General features: G+C 66.2%; 16 protein-coding genes and 2 pseudogenes. 3 read left to right on the forward strand and 15 right to left on the reverse strand.

All coding sequences use genetic code 11. The features are described 5' to 3' along the window. The 3 genes and pseudogenes from QZH66_RS13040 to QZH66_RS13050 all read right to left on the reverse strand — a co-directional run. Nucleotides 1–253: helix-turn-helix domain-containing protein (locus QZH66_RS13040; RefSeq protein WP_305806379.1), on the reverse strand; the 253-nt coding region annotated here is incomplete at its 3' end. Continuing rightward, nucleotides 228–395, reverse strand: a pseudogene (locus tag QZH66_RS13045) (IS30 family transposase); the annotation flags it as partial. The pseudogene QZH66_RS13045 and the gene QZH66_RS13040, both read right to left, overlap by 26 nt. A gap of 61 nt (nucleotides 396–456) precedes the next feature. Beyond that, nucleotides 457–825: pseudogene (locus QZH66_RS13050) on the reverse strand (NYN domain-containing protein); the annotation flags it as partial. A gap of 174 nt (nucleotides 826–999) precedes the next feature. Between QZH66_RS13050 and QZH66_RS13055 the strand changes: the two are divergent. Continuing rightward, entirely contained in the window at nucleotides 1,000–2,286 is a 1,287-nt protein-coding gene (locus QZH66_RS13055) for an NAD(P)/FAD-dependent oxidoreductase (RefSeq protein WP_305806380.1), read from the forward strand. 62 nt (nucleotides 2,287–2,348) lie between these two features. On the opposite strand, the gene rpoH is transcribed toward QZH66_RS13055, so the two are convergent. From rpoH to rhlB, 6 genes are all read right to left on the reverse strand, one after another. Next, on the reverse strand, nucleotides 2,349–3,224 hold the full coding sequence (gene rpoH, locus QZH66_RS13060) for an RNA polymerase sigma factor RpoH (RefSeq protein WP_305806381.1): 876 nt from the start codon (nucleotides 3,222–3,224) through the stop codon (nucleotides 2,349–2,351). Nucleotides 3,225–3,402: 178 nt separating this feature from the next. Next, entirely contained in the window at nucleotides 3,403–4,134 is a 732-nt protein-coding gene (ung, locus tag QZH66_RS13065) for a uracil-DNA glycosylase (protein WP_305806382.1), read from the reverse strand. After that, nucleotides 4,131–4,973, reverse strand: coding sequence for a response regulator (locus QZH66_RS13070; protein ID WP_305806383.1), 843 nt, complete (start codon nucleotides 4,971–4,973; stop codon nucleotides 4,131–4,133). The genes ung and QZH66_RS13070 overlap by 4 nt, the downstream gene beginning before the upstream one ends. 7 nt (nucleotides 4,974–4,980) lie before the next feature. Continuing rightward, a complete protein-coding gene (gene ftsX / locus QZH66_RS13075) occupies nucleotides 4,981–5,928 on the reverse strand; it encodes a permease-like cell division protein FtsX (RefSeq protein WP_305806384.1) in 948 nt (315 codons plus the stop codon). Beyond that, on the reverse strand, nucleotides 5,925–6,611 hold the full coding sequence (gene ftsE, locus QZH66_RS13080) for a cell division ATP-binding protein FtsE (RefSeq protein ID WP_305806385.1): 687 nt from the start codon (nucleotides 6,609–6,611) through the stop codon (nucleotides 5,925–5,927). The genes ftsX and ftsE overlap by 4 nt, the downstream gene beginning before the upstream one ends. A 72-nt stretch (nucleotides 6,612–6,683) precedes the next feature. Continuing rightward, nucleotides 6,684–8,351, reverse strand: coding sequence for an ATP-dependent RNA helicase RhlB (gene rhlB / locus QZH66_RS13085; protein WP_305806386.1), 1,668 nt, complete (start codon nucleotides 8,349–8,351; stop codon nucleotides 6,684–6,686). Nucleotides 8,352–8,551: 200 nt separating this feature from the next. Here rhlB and trxA point away from each other — a divergent pair, with 200 nt between their 5' ends. Then, on the forward strand, nucleotides 8,552–8,884 hold the full coding sequence (trxA, locus tag QZH66_RS13090; protein ID WP_305806387.1) for a thioredoxin TrxA: 333 nt from the start codon (nucleotides 8,552–8,554) through the stop codon (nucleotides 8,882–8,884). 216 nt (nucleotides 8,885–9,100) lie between these two features. Next, nucleotides 9,101–10,834, forward strand: a complete 1,734-nt coding sequence (gene rho / locus QZH66_RS13095) for a transcription termination factor Rho (protein WP_305806388.1) — start codon at nucleotides 9,101–9,103, stop codon at nucleotides 10,832–10,834. Nucleotides 10,835–10,955: 121 nt separating this feature from the next. On the opposite strand, the gene QZH66_RS13100 is transcribed toward rho, so the two are convergent. The 6 genes from QZH66_RS13100 to queF form a co-directional block, all read right to left on the reverse strand. Then, nucleotides 10,956–11,837: a TonB family protein gene (locus QZH66_RS13100; RefSeq protein ID WP_305806389.1), complete on the reverse strand. Its 882-nt coding sequence runs from the start codon at nucleotides 11,835–11,837 to the stop codon at nucleotides 10,956–10,958. A 72-nt stretch (nucleotides 11,838–11,909) separates the two neighbouring features. Beyond that, a complete protein-coding gene (gene aceK, locus QZH66_RS13105) occupies nucleotides 11,910–13,655 on the reverse strand; it encodes a bifunctional isocitrate dehydrogenase kinase/phosphatase (RefSeq protein WP_305806390.1) in 1,746 nt (581 codons plus the stop codon). 237 nt (nucleotides 13,656–13,892) lie between these two features. Continuing rightward, the gene (locus QZH66_RS13110) at nucleotides 13,893–16,124 is read right to left on the reverse strand and encodes an NADP-dependent isocitrate dehydrogenase (RefSeq protein ID WP_305806391.1); all 2,232 of its coding nucleotides are present in this window, start codon (nucleotides 16,122–16,124) and stop codon (nucleotides 13,893–13,895) included. Between the two features lie 407 nt (nucleotides 16,125–16,531). Beyond that, entirely contained in the window at nucleotides 16,532–17,023 is a 492-nt protein-coding gene (locus QZH66_RS13115; protein ID WP_305806392.1) for a hypothetical protein, read from the reverse strand. A 41-nt stretch (nucleotides 17,024–17,064) separates the two neighbouring features. Beyond that, nucleotides 17,065–17,367 (reverse strand): LysM peptidoglycan-binding domain-containing protein, encoded by a 303-nt coding sequence (locus QZH66_RS13120; RefSeq protein WP_305806393.1) that lies wholly within the window; start codon nucleotides 17,365–17,367, stop codon nucleotides 17,065–17,067. Between the two features lie 99 nt (nucleotides 17,368–17,466). Next, complete coding sequence (gene queF, locus QZH66_RS13125) at nucleotides 17,467–18,285, reverse strand: NADPH-dependent 7-cyano-7-deazaguanine reductase QueF (protein WP_305806394.1); 819 nt, start codon at nucleotides 18,283–18,285, stop codon at nucleotides 17,467–17,469. Between the last annotated feature and the right edge of the window lie 168 nt (nucleotides 18,286–18,453).

The raw sequence follows: 18,453 nt of genomic DNA on the forward strand, positions 1-18,453 counted from the left end.
GCCCCAGCGATGTGGCGATCGCACGGATCGACCACCCCGCCGCCAAACCGCGGGAGATTTCCTCGCGCTCGGCCAGGCTCAGCACCCTCGGAGATCGTCGCCGCCCCGGCGGACGAATGCCGCCATGCTCGGCCAGGATATTCCGCACTGAGCTGTGGTGACGGTCAAACAGGGACGCGATCTGGTGCAAAGACTCGCCTTGCTGCCAGCGATCCCACATCAGCGNGCCGCCCCGGCGGACGAATGCCGCCATGCTCGGCCAGGATATTCCGCACTGAGCTGTGGTGACGGTCAAACAGGGACGCGATCTGGTGCAAAGACTCGCCTTGCTGCCAGCGATCCCACATCAGCGCCTTCTGGGTGTCCGTGTAGTAGATCCTCTTCCTGCGCTTCATCCGCAACACTCCTGCTGCCTATGCAGCTATCCGTGTGTTGCATCGATCATATGAATCCGCGACCGAAGCCGTACACCTTGACCCCGTCGGTCAGCAGCCGCATCACCAGCGGGGTGAAGTCGGCATCGCTGGAGACAATCGCAAAACCGTCCAGGTTGCGCGCATACAGCAGGTCCATGCCGTCGATCACCATCGCCATGTCCGAGGCGTTCTTGCCCGAGCTGTAGGCGAACTGCTGGATCGGCCGGATCGCGTATTCGTGCAGCACCGACTCCCAGCTCTTCAGGTGCGGACTTTTCCAGTTGCCATAGGCGCGGCGCACATTGGCCACGCCGTAACGCGCCACTTCCGCCAGCACCACATCGATCTTCGCCGCTGGCGCGTTGTCGGCGTCGATCAGCAGCGCAATCCGCTTTTCCGGGTCGGTCATGGCCGGTTTCCTGACAGAGGGTGCTGGCAGTATCACGCCGGCGCGCGGCCCATGCCAGAATCAGCCGCATGCCGTGGCTTTCCCGCAACCGCCCCTGCCGCATGCCCGGCTCCGATGCCGGTGCCGATGCGCAAGGCGATGCGGGCCAGCGCGCCCTCTGCCAGGAGCCTGTCCATGTCGTCGACACCCTTTCCCAGGCTGGTGGTCATCGGCGGCGGTTTCGCCGGCTTGTGGGCCATCCGCAAGCTGGCCAGGGCGAAGCTGCGCATCACCCTGATCGACCGCCGCAACCACCATCTGTTCCAGCCACTGCTGTACCAGGTTGCCACCGCGGGGCTGTCGGCGCCGGATATCGCCGCGCCGCTGCGGCATATCCTCGGCCGCCAGCACAATGTCGAAGTGCGGCTGGGCCAAGCGCTGCGCATCGACAGACAGCAGCACCAGGTGCATCTGGATGATGGCGGCGTGCTCGGCTACGACCTGCTGCTGGTCGCCAGCGGCGCCACCCATGCCTATTTCGGCAATGACCACTGGGCCCGCCACGCCCCCGGACTGAAGTCGCTGGAGGACGCGCTGGCGCTGCGGCGCAAGCTGCTGCTGGCCTTCGAACGCGCGGAGACGGAGCCCGACCCGGAAAAGCAGGCGGCCTGGCTCAGTTTCGCCATCGTCGGCGGCGGCCCGACCGGGGTCGAGCTCGCCGGCACCCTGGCTGAAATCGCGCGCCATACCCTGCACAACGAATTCCGCCATATCGATCCGGCCGCGGCCAAGGTGCGGCTGGTGGAAGCCGGCCCGCGGGTGCTGGCCGGTTTTCCGGCGGTGCTGTCGCTCAAGGCGCGGCGCCAGCTGCAGCGGCTGGGGGTGGAGGTGCTGACCGGCCAGGCTGTCACCGCCATCGATGGCGAGGGGTTCCAGCTGGGCGAGCGCTTCGTTGCCGCCCGCACCGTGGTCTGGGCCGCGGGCGTGGCCGCATCGCCGTTGGGGCGCACCCTGGACACACCGCTGGATCGCGCCGGGCGCGTGCAGGTCGAGCCGGACCTCACCGTGCCCGGTTGTCCGGAGATCTTCGTCGCCGGCGATCTGGCGGCAGTGCGACAGGTCAACGGTCAGCCGGTGCCCGGCGTGGCGCCGGCGGCCAAGCAGATGGGCAACCATGTCGCGGCGATCATCGCCGCACGCCTGGGCGGGAAGGCGTCACCGGGCGCGTTTGTCTACCGCGACTTCGGCAACCTGGCCACGATCGGACGCGTGGCCGCAATCGTGCATCTGGGCAAGCTCAAGCTTTCCGGGGTGCTGGCGTGGTGGTTCTGGCTGGCCGCGCACGTGTTCTTCCTGATCGGCTTCCGCAACCGCGTGGTGGTGCTGCTGAACTGGGCCGTGGCGTACTGGAGCTACCAGCGCAGCGCCCGCATCATCCTTGGCGATCCGCGCCCGCGCGACCCGGATCCGTCCGCCGATTAGTCTCGGAAAACGCAAAAGGCCCGGCATGACCGGGCCTTTGCCTGCACCAGCGGTCACCGCGCTCAGGCGGTGAACAGCGCCTTCATCTTCTTCAGCGCGTTGGCTTCGACCTGGCGGATACGCTCGGCCGACACGCCGTATTCGTCGGCCAGCTCCTGCAGCGTGACCTTGCTGTCGGCGTCCAGCCAGCGACGGCTGATGATGTCGCGCGAACGCTTGTCCAACCCGGCCAGCCCCGCCCGCAGCAGCTGCAGCTTGTTGTCCTCGCTGTCGGCCCGCTCGTAGGCCTGCGACGGATCTTCCTCACGGGCGACCAGATAGGCGGCCGGCGCCGGCGGCGCATGGTCGTTGTCTTCGTCCGAAGGCGCATCGAAGCCGATATCGCGGCCGGACAGTCGCGATTCCATCTCCAGCACCTCGCGCTCGGACACGTTCAGGTCCTTGGCCACGGCGCGGACTTCGGCCGCGTTCAACCAGCCCAGACGCGTCTTGGACCGGCGCAGGTTGAAGAACAGCTTGCGCTGCGCCTTGGTCGTGGCGACCTTGACGATGCGCCAGTTCTTGAGGATGAACTCATGCATCTCGGCACGGATCCAGTGCACGGCAAAGCTGACCAGACGCACGCCCATGTCCGGGTCGAAGCGCTTGACCGCCTTCATCAGGCCGATGTTGCCTTCCTGGATCAGATCGCCCAGCTGCAGGCCATAGCCGTTGTAGCCACGGGCCACGTGCACCACGAACCGCAGGTGCGAATGGACCAGCTCGCGCGCGGCGTCCAGATCCTGGCCGTCACGGAAACGGCGGGCCAACTCCTGTTCGTTTTCCACCGACAGCACCGGAATCTGGTGCACGGCACCGATATAGGCGTCCAGCGAACCAATCGGGCTGAGAGTCGGAAGATTGTTTGCCACCAGGGCAGTAGAGGTGTTCTGGCTCATAGGACCTCATCTTAGCAGTCGGACTATTGGACTGCTGGGTACAGAAAAAGTTCCAGCGTTCTGAATTTGAACTCAATCGCGAGTTAACAAAAAAAATATGCCGGAAACAGAACATAGCAAATTTGCCGGGCAACGTAGCAAATGCCGCATTACCGGCGTGTGTCAGCCGTTCCGCCATTCAGCCCGCAGCGGGTTCGGCATCGAGCATCGCGCGCGAGGGCAGCCGCCAGTCGATCGCCGTCAGTCCGCGTCGGGCCAGGTAGGCATTGGTGGCCGAGAAGTGCCGGCAGCCGAGAAAGCCCCGATGCGCCGACAGCGGCGAGGGATGCGGCGCTTTGAGCACGCGATGGCGGCCGGTGTCGATGACCTTGCCCTTGCGTTGGGCGTAGGCGCCCCAGAGCAGGAACACCAGCCCCTCGCGCTCGCGGTTGAGGGTCGCGATGACGTGGTCGGTGAAGCCTTCCCAGCCCTTGCCCTGGTGCGAGCCGGGCTTGCCTTCCTCGACCGTGAGCACCGCATTGAGCAGCAGCACGCCCTGTCGTGCCCACGGCAGCAGACAGCCGTGGTCGGCCCGCGGAATGCCCAGATCGGCTTCCAGTTCCTTGTAGATGTTCAACAGCGACGGCGGGATCGGCACCCCCGGCATCACCGAAAAACTTAGCCCGTGGGCCTGGCCGTAGCCGTGATACGGGTCCTGCCCCAGCACCACCACTTTGACCTGGTCGAACGGGGTGGCCGCAAAGGCGGCAAATATCTGCGGCCCGGGCGGGAACACACGCACCCCGGCGGCCTTGCGCTGGCGCAGGAAGGCCGACAGCGCGCGCATCTCCGGACGCCGCAGCCAATCGCCGACCTGCGCCTTCCACCCGGGTTCGAGCTGGATCTGTGGCGCGCTGGTGGCTTCGCTCACAGCGTCACGGCCGGCTGCGCCAGGCGCGCCAGCCGCAGCTGGAACAGCACCTTGGTCACCAGCAGGCGTTCCTCGATCGGCTTTTGCACCAGATCGTTGGCGCCAGCCTGCAGCAGCCCGGACTGGTTGTGCGGGTTGGTGTCGCCGGTCATCACCAGCACCGGCATGCGGCGCTTGCCGTAGCCGAAGTCGATGCGTACCCGCTCGACCACGTCCAGCCCGCTGAGTTCGCCCTTGAGGGTGACGTCGGTCAACACCAGGTCGATGCGGCGGGTGGTGCGGCCCAGCGATTCGGCGGTGAGCAGGGCAAAGGCGTCCTCGGCGGTCAGCACATGCACCACCTGCAGGTCCTGCCGTTCAAGCATGCGCTTGGTCGCCTCGGCCACCACGCGGCTGTCCTCGACATACAGGATGGTCGCCCCGGGGATCGGCACCGGCTGCACATAACCGCGAATGAAGGTGGCGAGCGCTTCGTGGCCGAGCGACTTGTCGAAATAGTCGGTGACGAATTCGGTGAAGCGGCGCTGTTCCAGATGCTGCTGGGCGTCGCCGGAGACCACGATCACCGGCACGTACGCCTGCCCGGCCGCTTCGCGCACGCTGCGCGCCAAGGCCAGGCCGTCCCCATCGGGCAGCGCCAACGAGGTGGTGACCAGGTTGACCGGACCCGCCTCCAGCGCCGCGCGTGCCTCTTCAATGCTGGCGCAGCCGACCACCTCCACATCCGGCAGCTCGCGATGCAGCACATCGGCGATCAGCCGCCGTACCAGTTTGGAGCCATCGACCACCATCACCCGGGGGGCGTCGCTGATCAGATGCTTGAGTTCGTGCTTGGGCATGCGGGCCTCAGGTTTCAGTCGGGCGAGTCTGCCTCAGGAAGTGTCCGGTCACCAGCCACGCCCCCAGCCAGCCCAGAACCAGCGTGCCCAGCAACACCATGGCCGAATGCAGCGCATCCAGCCCCTGCAACACGAACGGGCTGCCGTAGCTGTGCGAGAGCGCGGTCAACGGCGGCCGCAACGCCCACCCCGAAATCCCGATCAACGCCAGGGCCAGCGCCCCGGCCGCCAGGCCGTACCACGCGCCCAGATACACGAATGGCCGGCGGATGAAGCCGTCACTGGCGCCCAGCAGCTGCAGCACCCCGATTTCCTCGCGCCGGGCCTGGATATCCAGGCGCACGGTATTGCCTACCACCAGCACCGCGCCCAGCCCCAGCAGCACCGACAACACCTGCACCAGCCGCGAGCCGAAATTCAGCCAGCCATCCAGCCGTTGCCGCCACAGCGCATCGTGCTGCACCAGATCGGCCTGCGGCAGCGCTTCGAGCGAGGTGGCCAGGCGCGCGTCGTCGGCCAGTGCCGGGGTGACGACCAGCAGCGTCGGCAACGGGTTTTCCCCCAGCGCATCGATCGCCTCGCCCAGCCCGGCGTTCTGCCGCAGGTCGGCCAGGCCTTCGTCCGGCGTCTTCAGCGTCACCGCGGCGACATCGCCACGTTCGCGCAGGGTGGCGGCCACCGCCGCGGCCGTGACCGCATCGATTTCCGGTTTCAGGAACAGGTTGATGTCGCGCGACTGCTGCACGCTGCCGGCAAAGTGCTTGAGGTTGTCCAGTGCGATCGACAGCCCCAGCGGCAAGGCCAGCGCCAGCGCCATCACCGCCACCGTCAACAACGTCGCCCACGGCTTGCGCGATGCACGCCCGAGGCTGAAGACAATGCTGTGCAGGTGGTGGCTCAACCACACCCCCAGACGCGAGGGCACCGCGGCGGCGCTATTGAGGGGTGTGCTCATTCGGCCAGATCCTGCGGCGAGATGTCATCGACCAGACGGCCGTGATCGAGGATCAGCACCCGTTTGCGCATGTGTTTGAGCAGCGGCAGATCGTGGCTGACCACCAGCACACTGGTGCCGCGCCCGGGCAGCTCGGCAAACAGCGCCATGATTTCCGCCGCCAGCGTCGGATCGAGGTTGCCGGTGGGTTCGTCGGCCACCAGCAGCTTCGGCCCGGCGACGATGGCGCGGGCAATGCCCACGCGCTGCTGCTCCCCGGCCGAGAGTTCCGACGGCAAGGCTTTTTCGCGATGACCCAGGCCCATCCGCTCCAGCACGGTACGCACACGCTTGCCGGTTTCCGCACGGCGGTCGCCGCGCAGGATCAGCGGCAACGCGACATTTTCGCCGATGCTGCGGTCCATCAGCAGGCGGTGATCCTGATACACCGCACCGACGTCGCGCCGGTGCAGGGCCACGCGGCTGCCGCGCACCTTCAGCAGATTGCGCTCGGCAAACACCACCGTGCCACGCGAAGGCCGCTCGCTGAGATGGATGAGTTTGAGCAAGGTGCTCTTGCCGGCGCCGGAATGCCCGGTGACGAACAGCATTTCGCCGGCCGCCACCTCGAAGCTGACGTCCACCAGCGCCTGGTGGCCGCCCGCATATTGTTTGCTGACATTGTCAAAACGCAGAACGCTCATGCGTCGATTATGCCGGAGCGCGAGCCGACTGCGCCGCGTCCATGAACGGACGCGACGCAGGCAGCCGGAAGATCAGTCGCTGGACAGCATCCGGCGGATCTTTCGACCCAGCTTGGTCAGGAATGAATCGTTGTCGTTCCTGGCACTGCGCACCGGCGTTGCCGGCACCTGCACCGGTGCCGACGGCGTATTCGCCACCGCGGCCTCGGCTCCTTCCAACGGCCGTCCATGACGACGGCGACGACGCTTGCGCGGGGCGCGCTCGCCTTCGACTGCCGCCGGCGGCGATTTTTCCGCGGCGGCCGGCACGGCCGCTGCAGCCACCACTGGCGTATCGACCGCCTTGGCGGGCGCGTCCTTTTCCACCCGCGGCTTGCGCGGCGGACGCGGCTTGCCATCCGCGCCGCGACGCTCACCGCCACTGCCAGCGCCCGGTTTGCCACTGCGGGCACCGCCCCGGCGCTGTTCCTCGGCCGCACGCTGTTCGCGCGCCTCGCGGAAGATCTCACCCACGCTTTCCTCGGCCTCGCCTTCCGGCAGCGGCTCACGCGCCGCACGCGGCAACGAGGTCAGCAGCTCGGCGGTGACCGGTTCCACCGGAATTTTCTGCTCGATATAGGCCTCGATATCCGGCAGGCCCATCGCATAGCGCTCACAGGCGAAACTGATCGCATCACCCTCTTCGCCCAGACGCGCGGTCCGGCCAATCCGGTGCACGTAGTCTTCGGCGTCGAACGGCAGATCGTAGTTGTAGACGTACTTGATGCCGTCGATATGCAGGCCGCGGGCAGCCACATCGGTGGCCACCAGCACTTCCAGCTGGCCGGCCTGGAAACGCTTGAGCAGGCTCTCGCGCTTCTTCTGCGGCACGTCACCGGACAGCACGCCGACGCGGTAGCCGGCCCTTTCCAGCGCGCGCGCCACACGTTCGACGAATACCTTGGTATTGACGAAGACCATGGTCCGCGCGCCTTCGCTGCGCGACAGCAGGCCGAGCAGCAACGGCAGCTTCTCTTCGTCGGCCGGAAAATAGATGCGCTGGCGCACGCGGGCGGCGATGATGTGCTCGGTCTCCACCACCAGCTTCTGCGGCTCGTTCATGTAGTCGTAGGCCAGCTCCAGCACGCGATGGCTGAGCGTGGCGCTGAACAGCAGCGTCTGGCGGACGGTGCGCTCGGGCATGCGCCGCAGCAGGAAACGGATGTCCTTGATGAAGCCCAGATCGAACATGCGGTCGGCCTCGTCCAGCACGCAGACCTCACAGGCGTGCAGGGACACCACCTTGTGCTGCTTGACGTAGTCGATCAGGCGGCCGGGCGTGGCGATGATCACATCCACGCCCTGCTGCAGCAGTTCGCGCTGCTTGTCGTAGTCGACACCGCCGTAGACCAGCGCAAAACGCAGGCCCAGATCGGAGCCGAACTTGACCGCATCCTTGTGGATCTGGATCGCCAGTTCGCGGGTCGGCGCCAGGATCAGTGCACGCGGGTCTTCGGGCTTGCGATCGGCCAGTGCCGGGCGCGTCAGCAGCCGGTTGAAGGTCGCCACCAGAAACGCCAGGGTCTTGCCGGTACCGGTCTGCGCCTGGCCGGCGACGTCGCCGCCGGGCAAGGCCACCGGCAGGGTCAGTGCCTGGATTGGCGTACAGCGGGTGAAACCGGCCCCTTCAAGCCCGGCCAGAAGCGCCGGCTGCAGGTCGAAGGAGGAAAAAGTTACATCGGTCAGCGGTTTGTCGCTCATTATTCCGTCTTGGTAGGGCCGACCCGCCAGAGGTTACGGGGCAGCTTGCATCGTTTCGGGCACCGTCGCACACTGCGGCCCCTGCGCCGGGTCACGCGACGTCGGGCTTGGGCCCATCCTGTTCGCGCAATGTCCCCACTTTACCGCAATGCGGCGACCAACCCGGCATGGGCAGTCGCATTACCCCAGGAGATTCACACGTGAACGATAAGGTTTTACACGTCGGCGATGCCGATTTCGAGAACATTGTCCTGCAATCGGGCGAACCGGTGCTGGTGGATTTCTGGGCTGAATGGTGTGGCCCGTGCAAGATGATCTCACCGGTGCTGGACGAGCTGGCCGACGCCTACGACGGCAAATTGAAGATCGCCAAGGTGAATGTGGACGAAAACCGTGCCACCGCGGTGAAGTACCACGTGCGCTCGATCCCGATGCTGCTGCTGTTCAAGGACGGCCAGATCCAGGCGACCCAGATCGGCGCGGTTGGCAAAGGCCAGCTGGCGCAGATGATCGACAAGGTCCTGGCGGACTGACCGCCCGGCGGCCCGGCCGCCACGCAGAAGGGCGGCCCTGCGGCCGCCCCAACAGGCCGCCGCCGCCGCTTGCGCGGTACGGCGTGCCGGTGTTAGTGTCGATGCATCCGGCGGTAAACACGCGCCGCACCCGCTAGAAGAACTCTCTTCTAGACCTTCCCCAACCAGTTCGCCGCCCTGCAGGGCGCTCGCACCTCTTAGCGAGGAATCACGCACTTGTCCGAGAATACTCCTTCCGAAACCGGGAGCGCCGACGCGCCCGCCGAGAAGCGCGTGCGCAAGCCGCGCGTCAGCAAAACGGCCGAAACCGTCGACACCAACACCCCCGCGGCTGCGCCCGCGCCGGCACAGCCGTCGTTGCCGCTGCCCACGGCCACGCCCATGGCGGAAGCATCCTCCTCCGTCCCGGCGGCGCCCGCTGCCGCGCCTGCCGACCGCCAGCACCCGAACGCGCACAATGCCCCGGGCGGCGGCGAATCCGGCGAGTCCAGTGAGCACGACCCGTCCCAGCGCCACGGCCAGCAGGGCCACGGTCAAGGGCAGGGCAACAACCGCCGTGACCGTTTCCGCAACCGTCGCGACCGTGACCGCAACCGCCCGCGCGATGACAACGGCATGCCCAATGACGGCGGCAACGAGCAACACCACACGCCGCGTCCGCAGCTGAACGTGCCGGAAGGCTTCCCGATCTATTCGCTGAGCGACCTCAAGCGGATGCCGGCGCACAAGCTGCTGGAAGTGGCCGAGCAGCTGCAGATTTCCGAAGGCGTGGCCCGCGCCCGCAAACAGGACGTGATCTTCGCCCTGCTCAAGGTGCTGACCCGCCACGGCGAAGGCGTCGCCGCCGACGGCGTACTGGAAATCCTGCCCGACGGCTTCGGTTTCCTGCGTGCGGCCGAGGCCAGTTATCTGGCCGGCCCGGACGACACCTACATTTCGCCCAGCCAGATCCGCCGTTTCAACCTGCGCACCGGTGACCATATTTCCGGCCGCATCCGTTTTCCCAAGGATGGCGAACGCTACTTCGCGCTGAACATCGTCGACACCATCAACGGTGAACCGATCGAAGCCTCGAAGAACAAAGTGCTGTTCGAGAACCTGACGCCGCTGTTCCCGCGCAAGCGCTTCACCCTGGAACGCGGCAACGGGTCGTCGGAAGACATCACCGGCCGCATCCTCGACCTGATGGCGCCGCAGGGCAAGGGCCAGCGCGCCCTGATCGTCTCGCCGCCGAAGGCCGGCAAGACGATGCTGATGCAGCAGGTGGCCACGGCCATCACCACCAACCATCCCGAAGTGCACATGATCGTGCTGCTGGTGGATGAGCGCCCGGAAGAAGTGACCGAAATGCAGCGCACGGTGCGCGGCGAAGTGGTCTCCTCGACCTTCGACGAGCCGGCCGCGCGCCACGTGCAGGTTGCCGAAATGGTGATCGAGCGCGCCAAGCGCCTGGTCGAGCACAAGAAGGACGTGGTGATCCTGCTCGACTCGATCACCCGTCTGGCCCGCGCCTACAACAACGTGGTGCCCAGCTCCGGCAAGGTGCTGACCGGCGGCGTCGACGCCAACGCCCTGCACCGTCCGAAGCGGTTCTTCGGTGCCGCGCGCAACGTCGAGGAAGGCGGCTCGCTGACCATCATCGCCACCGCGCTGGTGGAAACCGGCTCGAAGATGGACGAGGTGATCTACGAGGAGTTCAAGGGCACCGGCAACAGCGAAGTGCACCTGAACCGTCGCATCGCCGAGAAGCGCGTGTATCCGGCCATCGACATCAACCGTTCCGGCACCCGCCGCGAAGACCTGCTGATCGAACCGGAGCTGCTGCAGAAGATCTGGATCCTGCGCAAGCTGCTGCATCCGATGGATGAGATCGCGGCGATGGAATTCCTGCTGGACAAGATGAAGAACACCAAGTCCAACGACGAGTTCTTCGGCTCGATGAAGCGCTGATTGCGGAAACGGAATCGGCCGGAACATGAAAAGCCCCGCTTTGCGGGGCTTTTCTCTTTGCCGGCTGTTCCAGGCGCGACGGTTGCAACTGCCGGCGCGCGGCCGGCCTGCGGCTGGCGGATCAACTGCCCTGCAACGGTGTCAGCAGACGCGGCCCCTTGCTGTCGGCCATGTACACGCCGCCCTCATCCAGCGTGTCCGGAGAGAACCCCTGCTCCTGCCGGTCATCACGCCATGGCGCGCGCTCGCGCGGGCCCGGCACGTAACTGATCCAGCGCCCATAGTCATCCTGCCGGGGTCCGACGGGTTGCGATTCAAGACTGTAGTTGACGGGAATCCGCACACTCCAGAAAGGCTGCGACGCGGTCTCACCCTCGCTGGGCACGCGGAACGTCCATTGCCGCGCGGCGGCCAAGGCGCTGCGCGCCAACACGTCGCGGAGTCTGCGCTGTTCGGGCTCGCTGCTGATCACGCGCAGGTTCACCTGTTCGGCAAAGGCATCCTCCACCTTGCCATCGCGTCCGACCTTCGCCACCAGGTAGACGGTGCCACTGGCGCCAACGCGGAACGCCTGCTCGGGATACCGGGGTGGCTTCATGTCGATGCTGGCCACGTTCTGCAGGTCCTTCGAGTCGTACTGGTCGAAGCTCACCCCGCGCAGGCCGATCTCGTAGCTGTCCCCTTCGGCTTTCCTGGCCACGACGCGCAAGCTCATCGGTGCGATGGCATCGACCACCTGCCCTTCCACCCGCACCGGCTCGAAACGCCAGTGCTTCACCGCGTCCCGCACCAGCGCCACTACGCCGGCCGGGAGCTTGTCTTCCCGGTGGAAATCCAGGCCGGCGACCGAACCGTTCTTCCCGATCTGCAGATTCCCGCGGACCAGCATGCTGCTTTCCACCTTCTGGCGAACCGCTCGCGGGCCGGCGCCCGCGGCCGCTACCAGGGTCGGCATGGCGGTCAACAGCACAACGCCCGCGATCATCACCCTTAGCCGCTTCATCATGACCACACTCCTTGAGGTTGATGGCCACCGATTACACCCGGTTTCGAAAGTCGCGGCAATGATGACGCTTCACGCCAGCTGCGCGGTCCGCGGATAAGGCGGGATATCGGCAAATTCCCCGCGCCGGAACGCCGCCTGCAACGCCTGCCACCAGCGCGGATCGAACAGCACGCCATGGGCTTCGGTCACCGCCGCCAGCTGCTCGGCGCGCAGGCCCATGAACAACGGGAAGCGCTCGGGGAACACGTCATTGGCTGCGATATGGAACCAGGGCTCGGCCGCCATCGCCTCCTCCGCGTTGCGCGGCGCCGGCCAGTGGCGGAAATTGCACTCGGTGACCCGGCACAGCTCGTCATAGTCGTAGAACACCGCGCGACCGTGGCGCGAGACGCCGAAGTTCTTCAGCAGCATGTCGCCGGGACAGATGTTGTTGCAGGCCAGATCGCGGATGGCCTGGGCGTAGTCCAGTGCGGCCGCCTTGGCCGCCGCCGCACCCTGCTCGCGCAGGTACAGGTTCAACGGGCGGAAGCGGCGCTGCACATAGCACAGCGTGATCACCACGTCGTCGCCGTCACGGTGGACGCTGAGGCTGCAGCTTTCCAGCAGCTCGGCCAGCAGCGCCGGGGAAAACCGCGATGCGGGAAAGCGCAGATGGCGGTACTGCTGGGCGTCAAGCAGGCGGCCGATACGGTCCAGGTTGAACACCAGCGCGTACTTGTCCTCCACCGCCTGCCGCGTCATTGTCTTGGGCCAGGCGAAGCGGTCACGGATCAGCTTGAACACCAGCGGATAGCTGGGCAGGGTGAACACCGTCATCACCATTCCCGGCGTGCCTTCGGCCGGTCCCAACAATTCGTTGCAGTGCAGCTGGAAGTGGCGCTGGAAAGTGCGGAAGCGTTCGGTCTTGCCCTGTTTGGCGCGACCCAGCACGGTGTAGATCTCGTCAATCGGCTTGCCCGGCAGGAGGCTGCGCAGGAACACCACCGCATCCCCCACCGTGGCCAGATCCGCATGGAAATAGCTGCGCGAGACGCCGAACAGGTGGGCCACGTCGCGGCGCGCGCTCAGCACCGCATCGACCCGCAGACCGTGGCCATCCTTCACCAGTGCGATCACGCACGGCGAGAACCGGTGCTCGCCGAACACCCGCCCGACCAGATAGGCGCGGCGCTCGCGGTAGAACACCGTTTCCAGCAGTTCGATGGCACGCACCGGATGCGCGCCCCAGTGCGCCAGATCATCCTGCAGGCGCACCGCGATGGCCGCCGCACAGCGCAACTGGTGGGCATATGGCACATCGAAGTGGTAGTCGCCCAGCACCCGCATGAACGCGGCGGCCGGATGGGTTTCCGACACCGCATAGCTGTGCCGGGCCACCGGGTGGGTGATCGCATCGGAGGGTTCGATGTCCATCGCGATGAATTCGATCGCCGGGTCGACCCCACGGGTGGCGAACAGGCGCCGGGTCAGGGTGTTGTAGAACGTCTTGTACAGCTCGCAGTCGATCAGGCCGGCGATCATTTGCGCGAACGCCTGGCGCACCTGTCGCCACGTCGTCCGCCGGTGGCCGCCCGCCGGCGCGATCGCCTGCAGGCGCTCCATGCACTGGCCGATGCACAGGTCGTACAGCCCGATCCGCTCGACCGCGTCTTCGCGCATGGCCGCCCCGTCGCCCTGCTCAAACCGCAGCCGTGCCCGGGCGGTGATCGCGGCAAACCGGGCGTGGTAGTCCTCGAACCCGTCGCGGATGCAGGCCGCCACCTTCCGCGCCTCACAGACCTCCGGCCCACCCGGCGCCACCGGCGCGGCACTCATCGCGTCACCGTGTGCAGGTACGGCGGAAAACGGCGGGAACACATCGGCAGCGCCATGGCATCGATCCGGAACGGTCCGGCCCCCACCCTACGGCAGCGGGCGCGGCGGCGCACGCCGGCGCGCCAGGCCGCGCCATCGCCCACGAAAAAACCCGCATCGCCTTGGCGACACGGGTTTCGGGAAAATCGCCGTCCACGGCCAGGACACGTGCCATTGCAGGCGCGCGCCCGCCGCCGATCAGCCTTGCAGCGCGGCCAGGGTGCGGTTGAAGGTCGCGCTCGGGCGCATGGCCTGGGCGACTTTTTCGACGTCCGGACGGTAGTAGCCGCCGATATCCACGGCCTTGCCCTGCACCGCGGCCAGCTCATCGACAATCGCCGTCTCGTTCGCGGCCAACGCCTGTGCCAGCGGGGCAAACCTGGCCTTCAGCGCGGCATCCTCATCCTGCGCCGCCAGCGCCTGTGCCCAGTACATGGCCAGGTAGAAATGGCTGCCGCGGTTGTCGATGCCGCCGAGCTTGCGCGAGGGCGACTTGTCGTTGTCCAGGAACACGCCGTTGGCCTGGTCCAGCGCCTTGGCCAGCACGCCGGCCGACTGGTTGCCGTAGCGCTGGGACAGGTGCTCCAACGAGGCGGCCAGCGCCAGGAACTCGCCCAGCGAATCCCAGCGCAGGTAATCCTCTTCCACGAACTGTTCCACGTGCTTGGGCGCCGACCCGCCGGCACCGGTCTCGAACAGGCCACCGCCGGCCATCAGCGGCACGATCGAGAGCATCTTGGCACTGGTGCCCAGCTCCATGATCGGGAACAGATCGGTCAGGTAGTCACGCAGCACGTTGCCGGTCACCGAGATGGTGTCCTGGCCCTTGCGGATGCGCGCCAGCGAAAACACCGTGGCCGCCACCGGGTCGAGGATGCGGATATCCAGCCCGGACGTGTCGTGGTCCTTCAGATAGGTCTGGACCTTGGCGATCACCTGCGCGTCGTGGGCGCGGTTGGCATCCAGCCAGAACACCGCCGGGGTGCCGCTCAGGCGCGCGCGGTTGACCGCCAGTTTGACCCAGTCCTGGATCGGGGCGTCCTTGGTCTGGCACATGCGCCAGATATCGCCGGCTTCCACGGCGTGCTCGAACACCACGCTGCCGGCGTCGTCGGTGACGCGTACGGTACCGTTGGCCGGAATCTGGAAGGTCTTGTCGTGCGAGCCGTATTCCTCGGCCTTCTGCGCCATCAGCCCGACGTTGGGCACCGAGCCCATGGTCGCCGGATCGAACGCGCCGTGTGTGCGGCAGTCGTCGATTACCGCCTGGTAGACGCCGGCATAGCAGCGGTCCGGGATCACCGCCTTGGTGTCCTGCAACTTGCCGTCGGCGTTCCACATCTTGCCCGAGTCGCGGATCATCGCCGGCATCGAGGCGTCGACGATCACGTCGCTGGGCACGTGCAGGTTGGTGATGCCCTTGTCGGAATTGACCATCGCCAAGGCCGGACGCTGGCCGTACTCGGCGGCCAGGTCGGCCTTGATCGCGGCCTGGACCGTTTCGGGCAGCTGCGGCAGGCGTGCGTACAGATCGCCGATGCCGTTGTTGGGATCGAAGCCGGCCTGCTTGAGCACGTCGGCATGCTTGGCCAGCACGTCCTTGTAGAACTCGCCGACGACCACGCCGAACATGATCGGGTCGGAGACCTTCATCATCGTCGCCTTCAGGTGCAGCGAGAACAGCACGCCCTTGGCCTGGGCATCGGCAAGCTGGGCATCGATGAAGGTTGCCAGCGCCCTGCGGCTCATCACCGAGGCATCGACGATTTCAGCGGCCTTGACCGCGGTCTTTTCCTTCAGCACGACGGTCTTGCCATCGGCCTGCTGCAGTTCGATCTTCAGCGTGCCGGCCGTGACCAGCGTGGCCGACTGCTCGCTGCCGTAGAAATCCCCGCTGTCCATATGCGCGACATGCGACTTCGAATCGGCCGCCCAGGCGCCCATGCGATGCGGATGCTTGCGCGCATAGTTCTTGACCGACAGCGGCGCGCGGCGATCGGAGTTGCCTTCGCGCAACACCGGGTTGACGGCACTGCCCTTGACCTTGTCATAGCGCGCCTTGATGTCGCGCGAGACGTCGTCGCTGGGCACGTCCGGATAGTTCGGCAGCGCGAACCCCTGGTCCTGCAGTTCGCTGATCGCGGCCTTGAGCTGCGGCACCGAGGCGCTGATGTTGGGCAGCTTGATGATGTTGGCTTCCGGCGCGGTCGCCAGTGCGCCCAGTTCGGCCAGGTGATCGGCTACCTGCTGCCCGTCCTCCAGGTAGTCGGGGAACTGCGACAGGATGCGGGCCGACAGCGAGATATCGCGGGTCTCCACCGCAATGCCGGCAGTCGCGGTGTAGGCATCGATGATCGGCAGCAACGACTGCGTCGCCAGGAACGGGGCTTCATCGGTAAGCGTGTAGATGATCTTCGGCGTGTTCGACATGGGGGACTGGGCTCTCGTGCTGACGCGGGGCGGGACAAGGGGGGTTGGACCGGTTGAGCCGGCGGGCCACCATCGGCTGCCCGCCGGGATATCCGCAGCGCCAATCCGGCAGGACCGTCGCATGCAAACAGGCCTGCATTGTCGCGTTTTCACCGCGGCTGAGCAAAGCGATGCCATACGTGAAGGTATTGGAGTGCTGCGCCCGGGAGGCTTGCGCGGGTGTTGCCGACGCCAGCCCGTCGCGGTCGCAGCGGTGCCCGCAGATGCACCTTTGCAGCGCGTGCGCCGGCCTGGATGTGACCGGTGCCGCGGCGGTGACCGGTGACAAAAAAGGGCGCAGCCGCGTGGCTGCGCCCATCGGAGTCCCCTGCCGGGAGAGAGTCGGCAGAGGCAAACCTTGCCTTGCCCTACTTCACTTCGAATTCGTGCGGCATGTTCACACTCTTGCCGTCCACCATGACGTCGGCGGTGTACTTGCCTGCCGGCCAGCCCTTGGGATTGCTGAACTCGATATTGGTGGTTTCCGGACCGCTGGTGGTCAGCATGGCACTTTGCTCACCGGCCACCTGGCCATCCTGATAACTGAGCTTGGCATCGACCTTGACATCGTTTGCGGCGCCCTCGGTTTTTACCGAGACAATGATCTTGTCCTTGGGACTGAACATCGCCATCGGCATCACCGCCTTGTCGGCGGCCGCCGTGTTGCCCACCGTCACCGCACTGACCGTCACTGCCGGCTCGGCCGGGGTCATCGGCTCATTCACCGGCGCTGCCGGGGCCGGCTCGGTCATCGGCGGCGTGGTCTCCACCACGGTCTCTTCGTGCTTTTTGCAGCCGGCCAACGCCAGCGCACTGGCCAACGCGATCACCACGGCACTGCTGATAGAGGTCTTCTTCATAAGTGTTCCTCCCGGAACAGGATCAGGGATAGAAAGTGGGCTCAGCGCCAGGCTGAGGGAAGCCGCAGGGTTTGCCCGGGCAGGATCTTGTCCGGGTCCTCCAGCACATCGCGATTGGCATCGAAAATATGTTTCCAGGCATTGCTGTCGCCCAGATACTGCTTGGCAATTTTCGACAGCGAGTCACCTTTCTGCACCGTGTAATGCCGGTCGCCTGCTACTTGGGCGGTGCTGTCCACGTTGGCGGTGACCCCGGAGAAATCCGCTTCCGGCGTGACCTGCGCCGTGCTGTCCACCTTGCTGGTCACCCCGGAAAAATCAGCCTGCTTTTCGTTGCTGCTCATCCAAGTTGCTCCTCCTTGTCTGATCACCAAGGTGGCACAGCACTTGTTAAGCCGGCATCTGCCCGGCGTGAAGCGGACTTACCCATTCACCGCCACGGATTACTGGCGCAGATCCCGGTGAGGGGCCGGTCCCGCGCCGAGGTCGGCGGTGGCGCGACGCGGATTGATATCCAGCCCGCCGCGACGGGTATAGCGCGCCTCGACCAGCAGCGATTGCGTCTGGCAGCAGCGCATCACATCGAGAAAAATACGCTCCACGCATTGTTCGTGGAATTCGGCGTGGTCACGGTAACTGACCAGATAGCGCAGCAGTCCTTCGCGGTCGATCCGCGGGCCGCGGTACTGCACGCTGACGCTGGCCCAGTCCGGCTGGCCGGTGACCGGACAATTGGACTTGAGCAACGCCGAGACCAGGGTTTCGCTGACGATGTCACTGGCGTCGGCGCGCAGGAAATCCGCCTGCGGCGGCCCGTAGCAGTCGATCTCCACATCGAGCAGGTCGATGCTGTCGCCGTCGATCAGGCCATCGAGTGGCGGCAACCCGAAGTCCACCTGCACATCGGCGCCGGCACGGGCGGACAGATCCACGGCAATGCGCTCACGCACCGCATCGGGACGGTTGAAACGGGCCGCGTTGAGCGAGTTGAGATAGAGCTTGAGCGACTTGGATTCGATCAGGTTGGGCGAATCGCATGGCACCCGCAGCGTCGCCGTGGCCACGCAGGGTTTGCCGCGCGCATCCAGCCATCCCAGTTCATAGGCATGCCAGCGGTCATGGCCGACAAACGGCAGCACGGCGCCGTCGATGCCGATCTCCCGGCGTGCGGCTACGCGCGGAATCGGGAACAGCAGGCCGGCATCGTAGTGGGCCGGGTAATCGACCTCGCGGCCGAGACTGGAGTTTTCAGGGGTATTCATAGGCGAATTGTAGTGGCGGCCGCTTGACCGGCCGCTTTATGGACGGCAACGCAGTGCATGACCCGGAACACCGCCGCCACGGCATGGCCGCCGCTGTTGGCCGCACGCCTGCGGCACCGCCGCCGCCAAACCCGGCGGACCCGGGCGCCCGCCCCTCATCAGGCGGCG

Source organism: Stenotrophomonas sp. YIM B06876 (assembly GCF_030711595.1).
In the GTDB taxonomy this organism is placed as follows: domain Bacteria; phylum Pseudomonadota; class Gammaproteobacteria; order Xanthomonadales; family Xanthomonadaceae; genus Stenotrophomonas.

What these genes read in the sequence shown, in the direction of transcription:
- ftsE (WP_305806385.1), bottom strand. Translation starts at nt 6,611, where the DNA reads ATGAGCGTTCTGCGTTTTGACAATGTCAGCAAACAATATGCGGGCGGC.
- rpoH (WP_305806381.1), bottom strand. Translation starts at nt 3,224, where the DNA reads ATGAGCCAGAACACCTCTACTGCCCTGGTGGCAAACAATCTTCCGACT.
- QZH66_RS13100 (WP_305806389.1), bottom strand. Translation starts at nt 11,837, where the DNA reads ATGAAGCGGCTAAGGGTGATGATCGCGGGCGTTGTGCTGTTGACCGCC.
- queF (WP_305806394.1), bottom strand. Translation starts at nt 18,285, where the DNA reads ATGAATACCCCTGAAAACTCCAGTCTCGGCCGCGAGGTCGATTACCCG.
- rhlB (WP_305806386.1), bottom strand. Translation starts at nt 8,351, where the DNA reads ATGAGCGACAAACCGCTGACCGATGTAACTTTTTCCTCCTTCGACCTG.
- QZH66_RS13070 (WP_305806383.1), bottom strand. Translation starts at nt 4,973, where the DNA reads ATGCCCAAGCACGAACTCAAGCATCTGATCAGCGACGCCCCCCGGGTG.
- QZH66_RS13110 (WP_305806391.1), bottom strand. Translation starts at nt 16,124, where the DNA reads ATGTCGAACACGCCGAAGATCATCTACACGCTTACCGATGAAGCCCCG.
- QZH66_RS13055 (WP_305806380.1), top strand. Translation starts at nt 1,000, where the DNA reads ATGTCGTCGACACCCTTTCCCAGGCTGGTGGTCATCGGCGGCGGTTTC.
- ftsX (WP_305806384.1), bottom strand. Translation starts at nt 5,928, where the DNA reads ATGAGCACACCCCTCAATAGCGCCGCCGCGGTGCCCTCGCGTCTGGGG.
- aceK (WP_305806390.1), bottom strand. Translation starts at nt 13,655, where the DNA reads ATGAGTGCCGCGCCGGTGGCGCCGGGTGGGCCGGAGGTCTGTGAGGCG.
- QZH66_RS13115 (WP_305806392.1), bottom strand. Translation starts at nt 17,023, where the DNA reads ATGAAGAAGACCTCTATCAGCAGTGCCGTGGTGATCGCGTTGGCCAGT.
- QZH66_RS13120 (WP_305806393.1), bottom strand. Translation starts at nt 17,367, where the DNA reads ATGAGCAGCAACGAAAAGCAGGCTGATTTTTCCGGGGTGACCAGCAAG.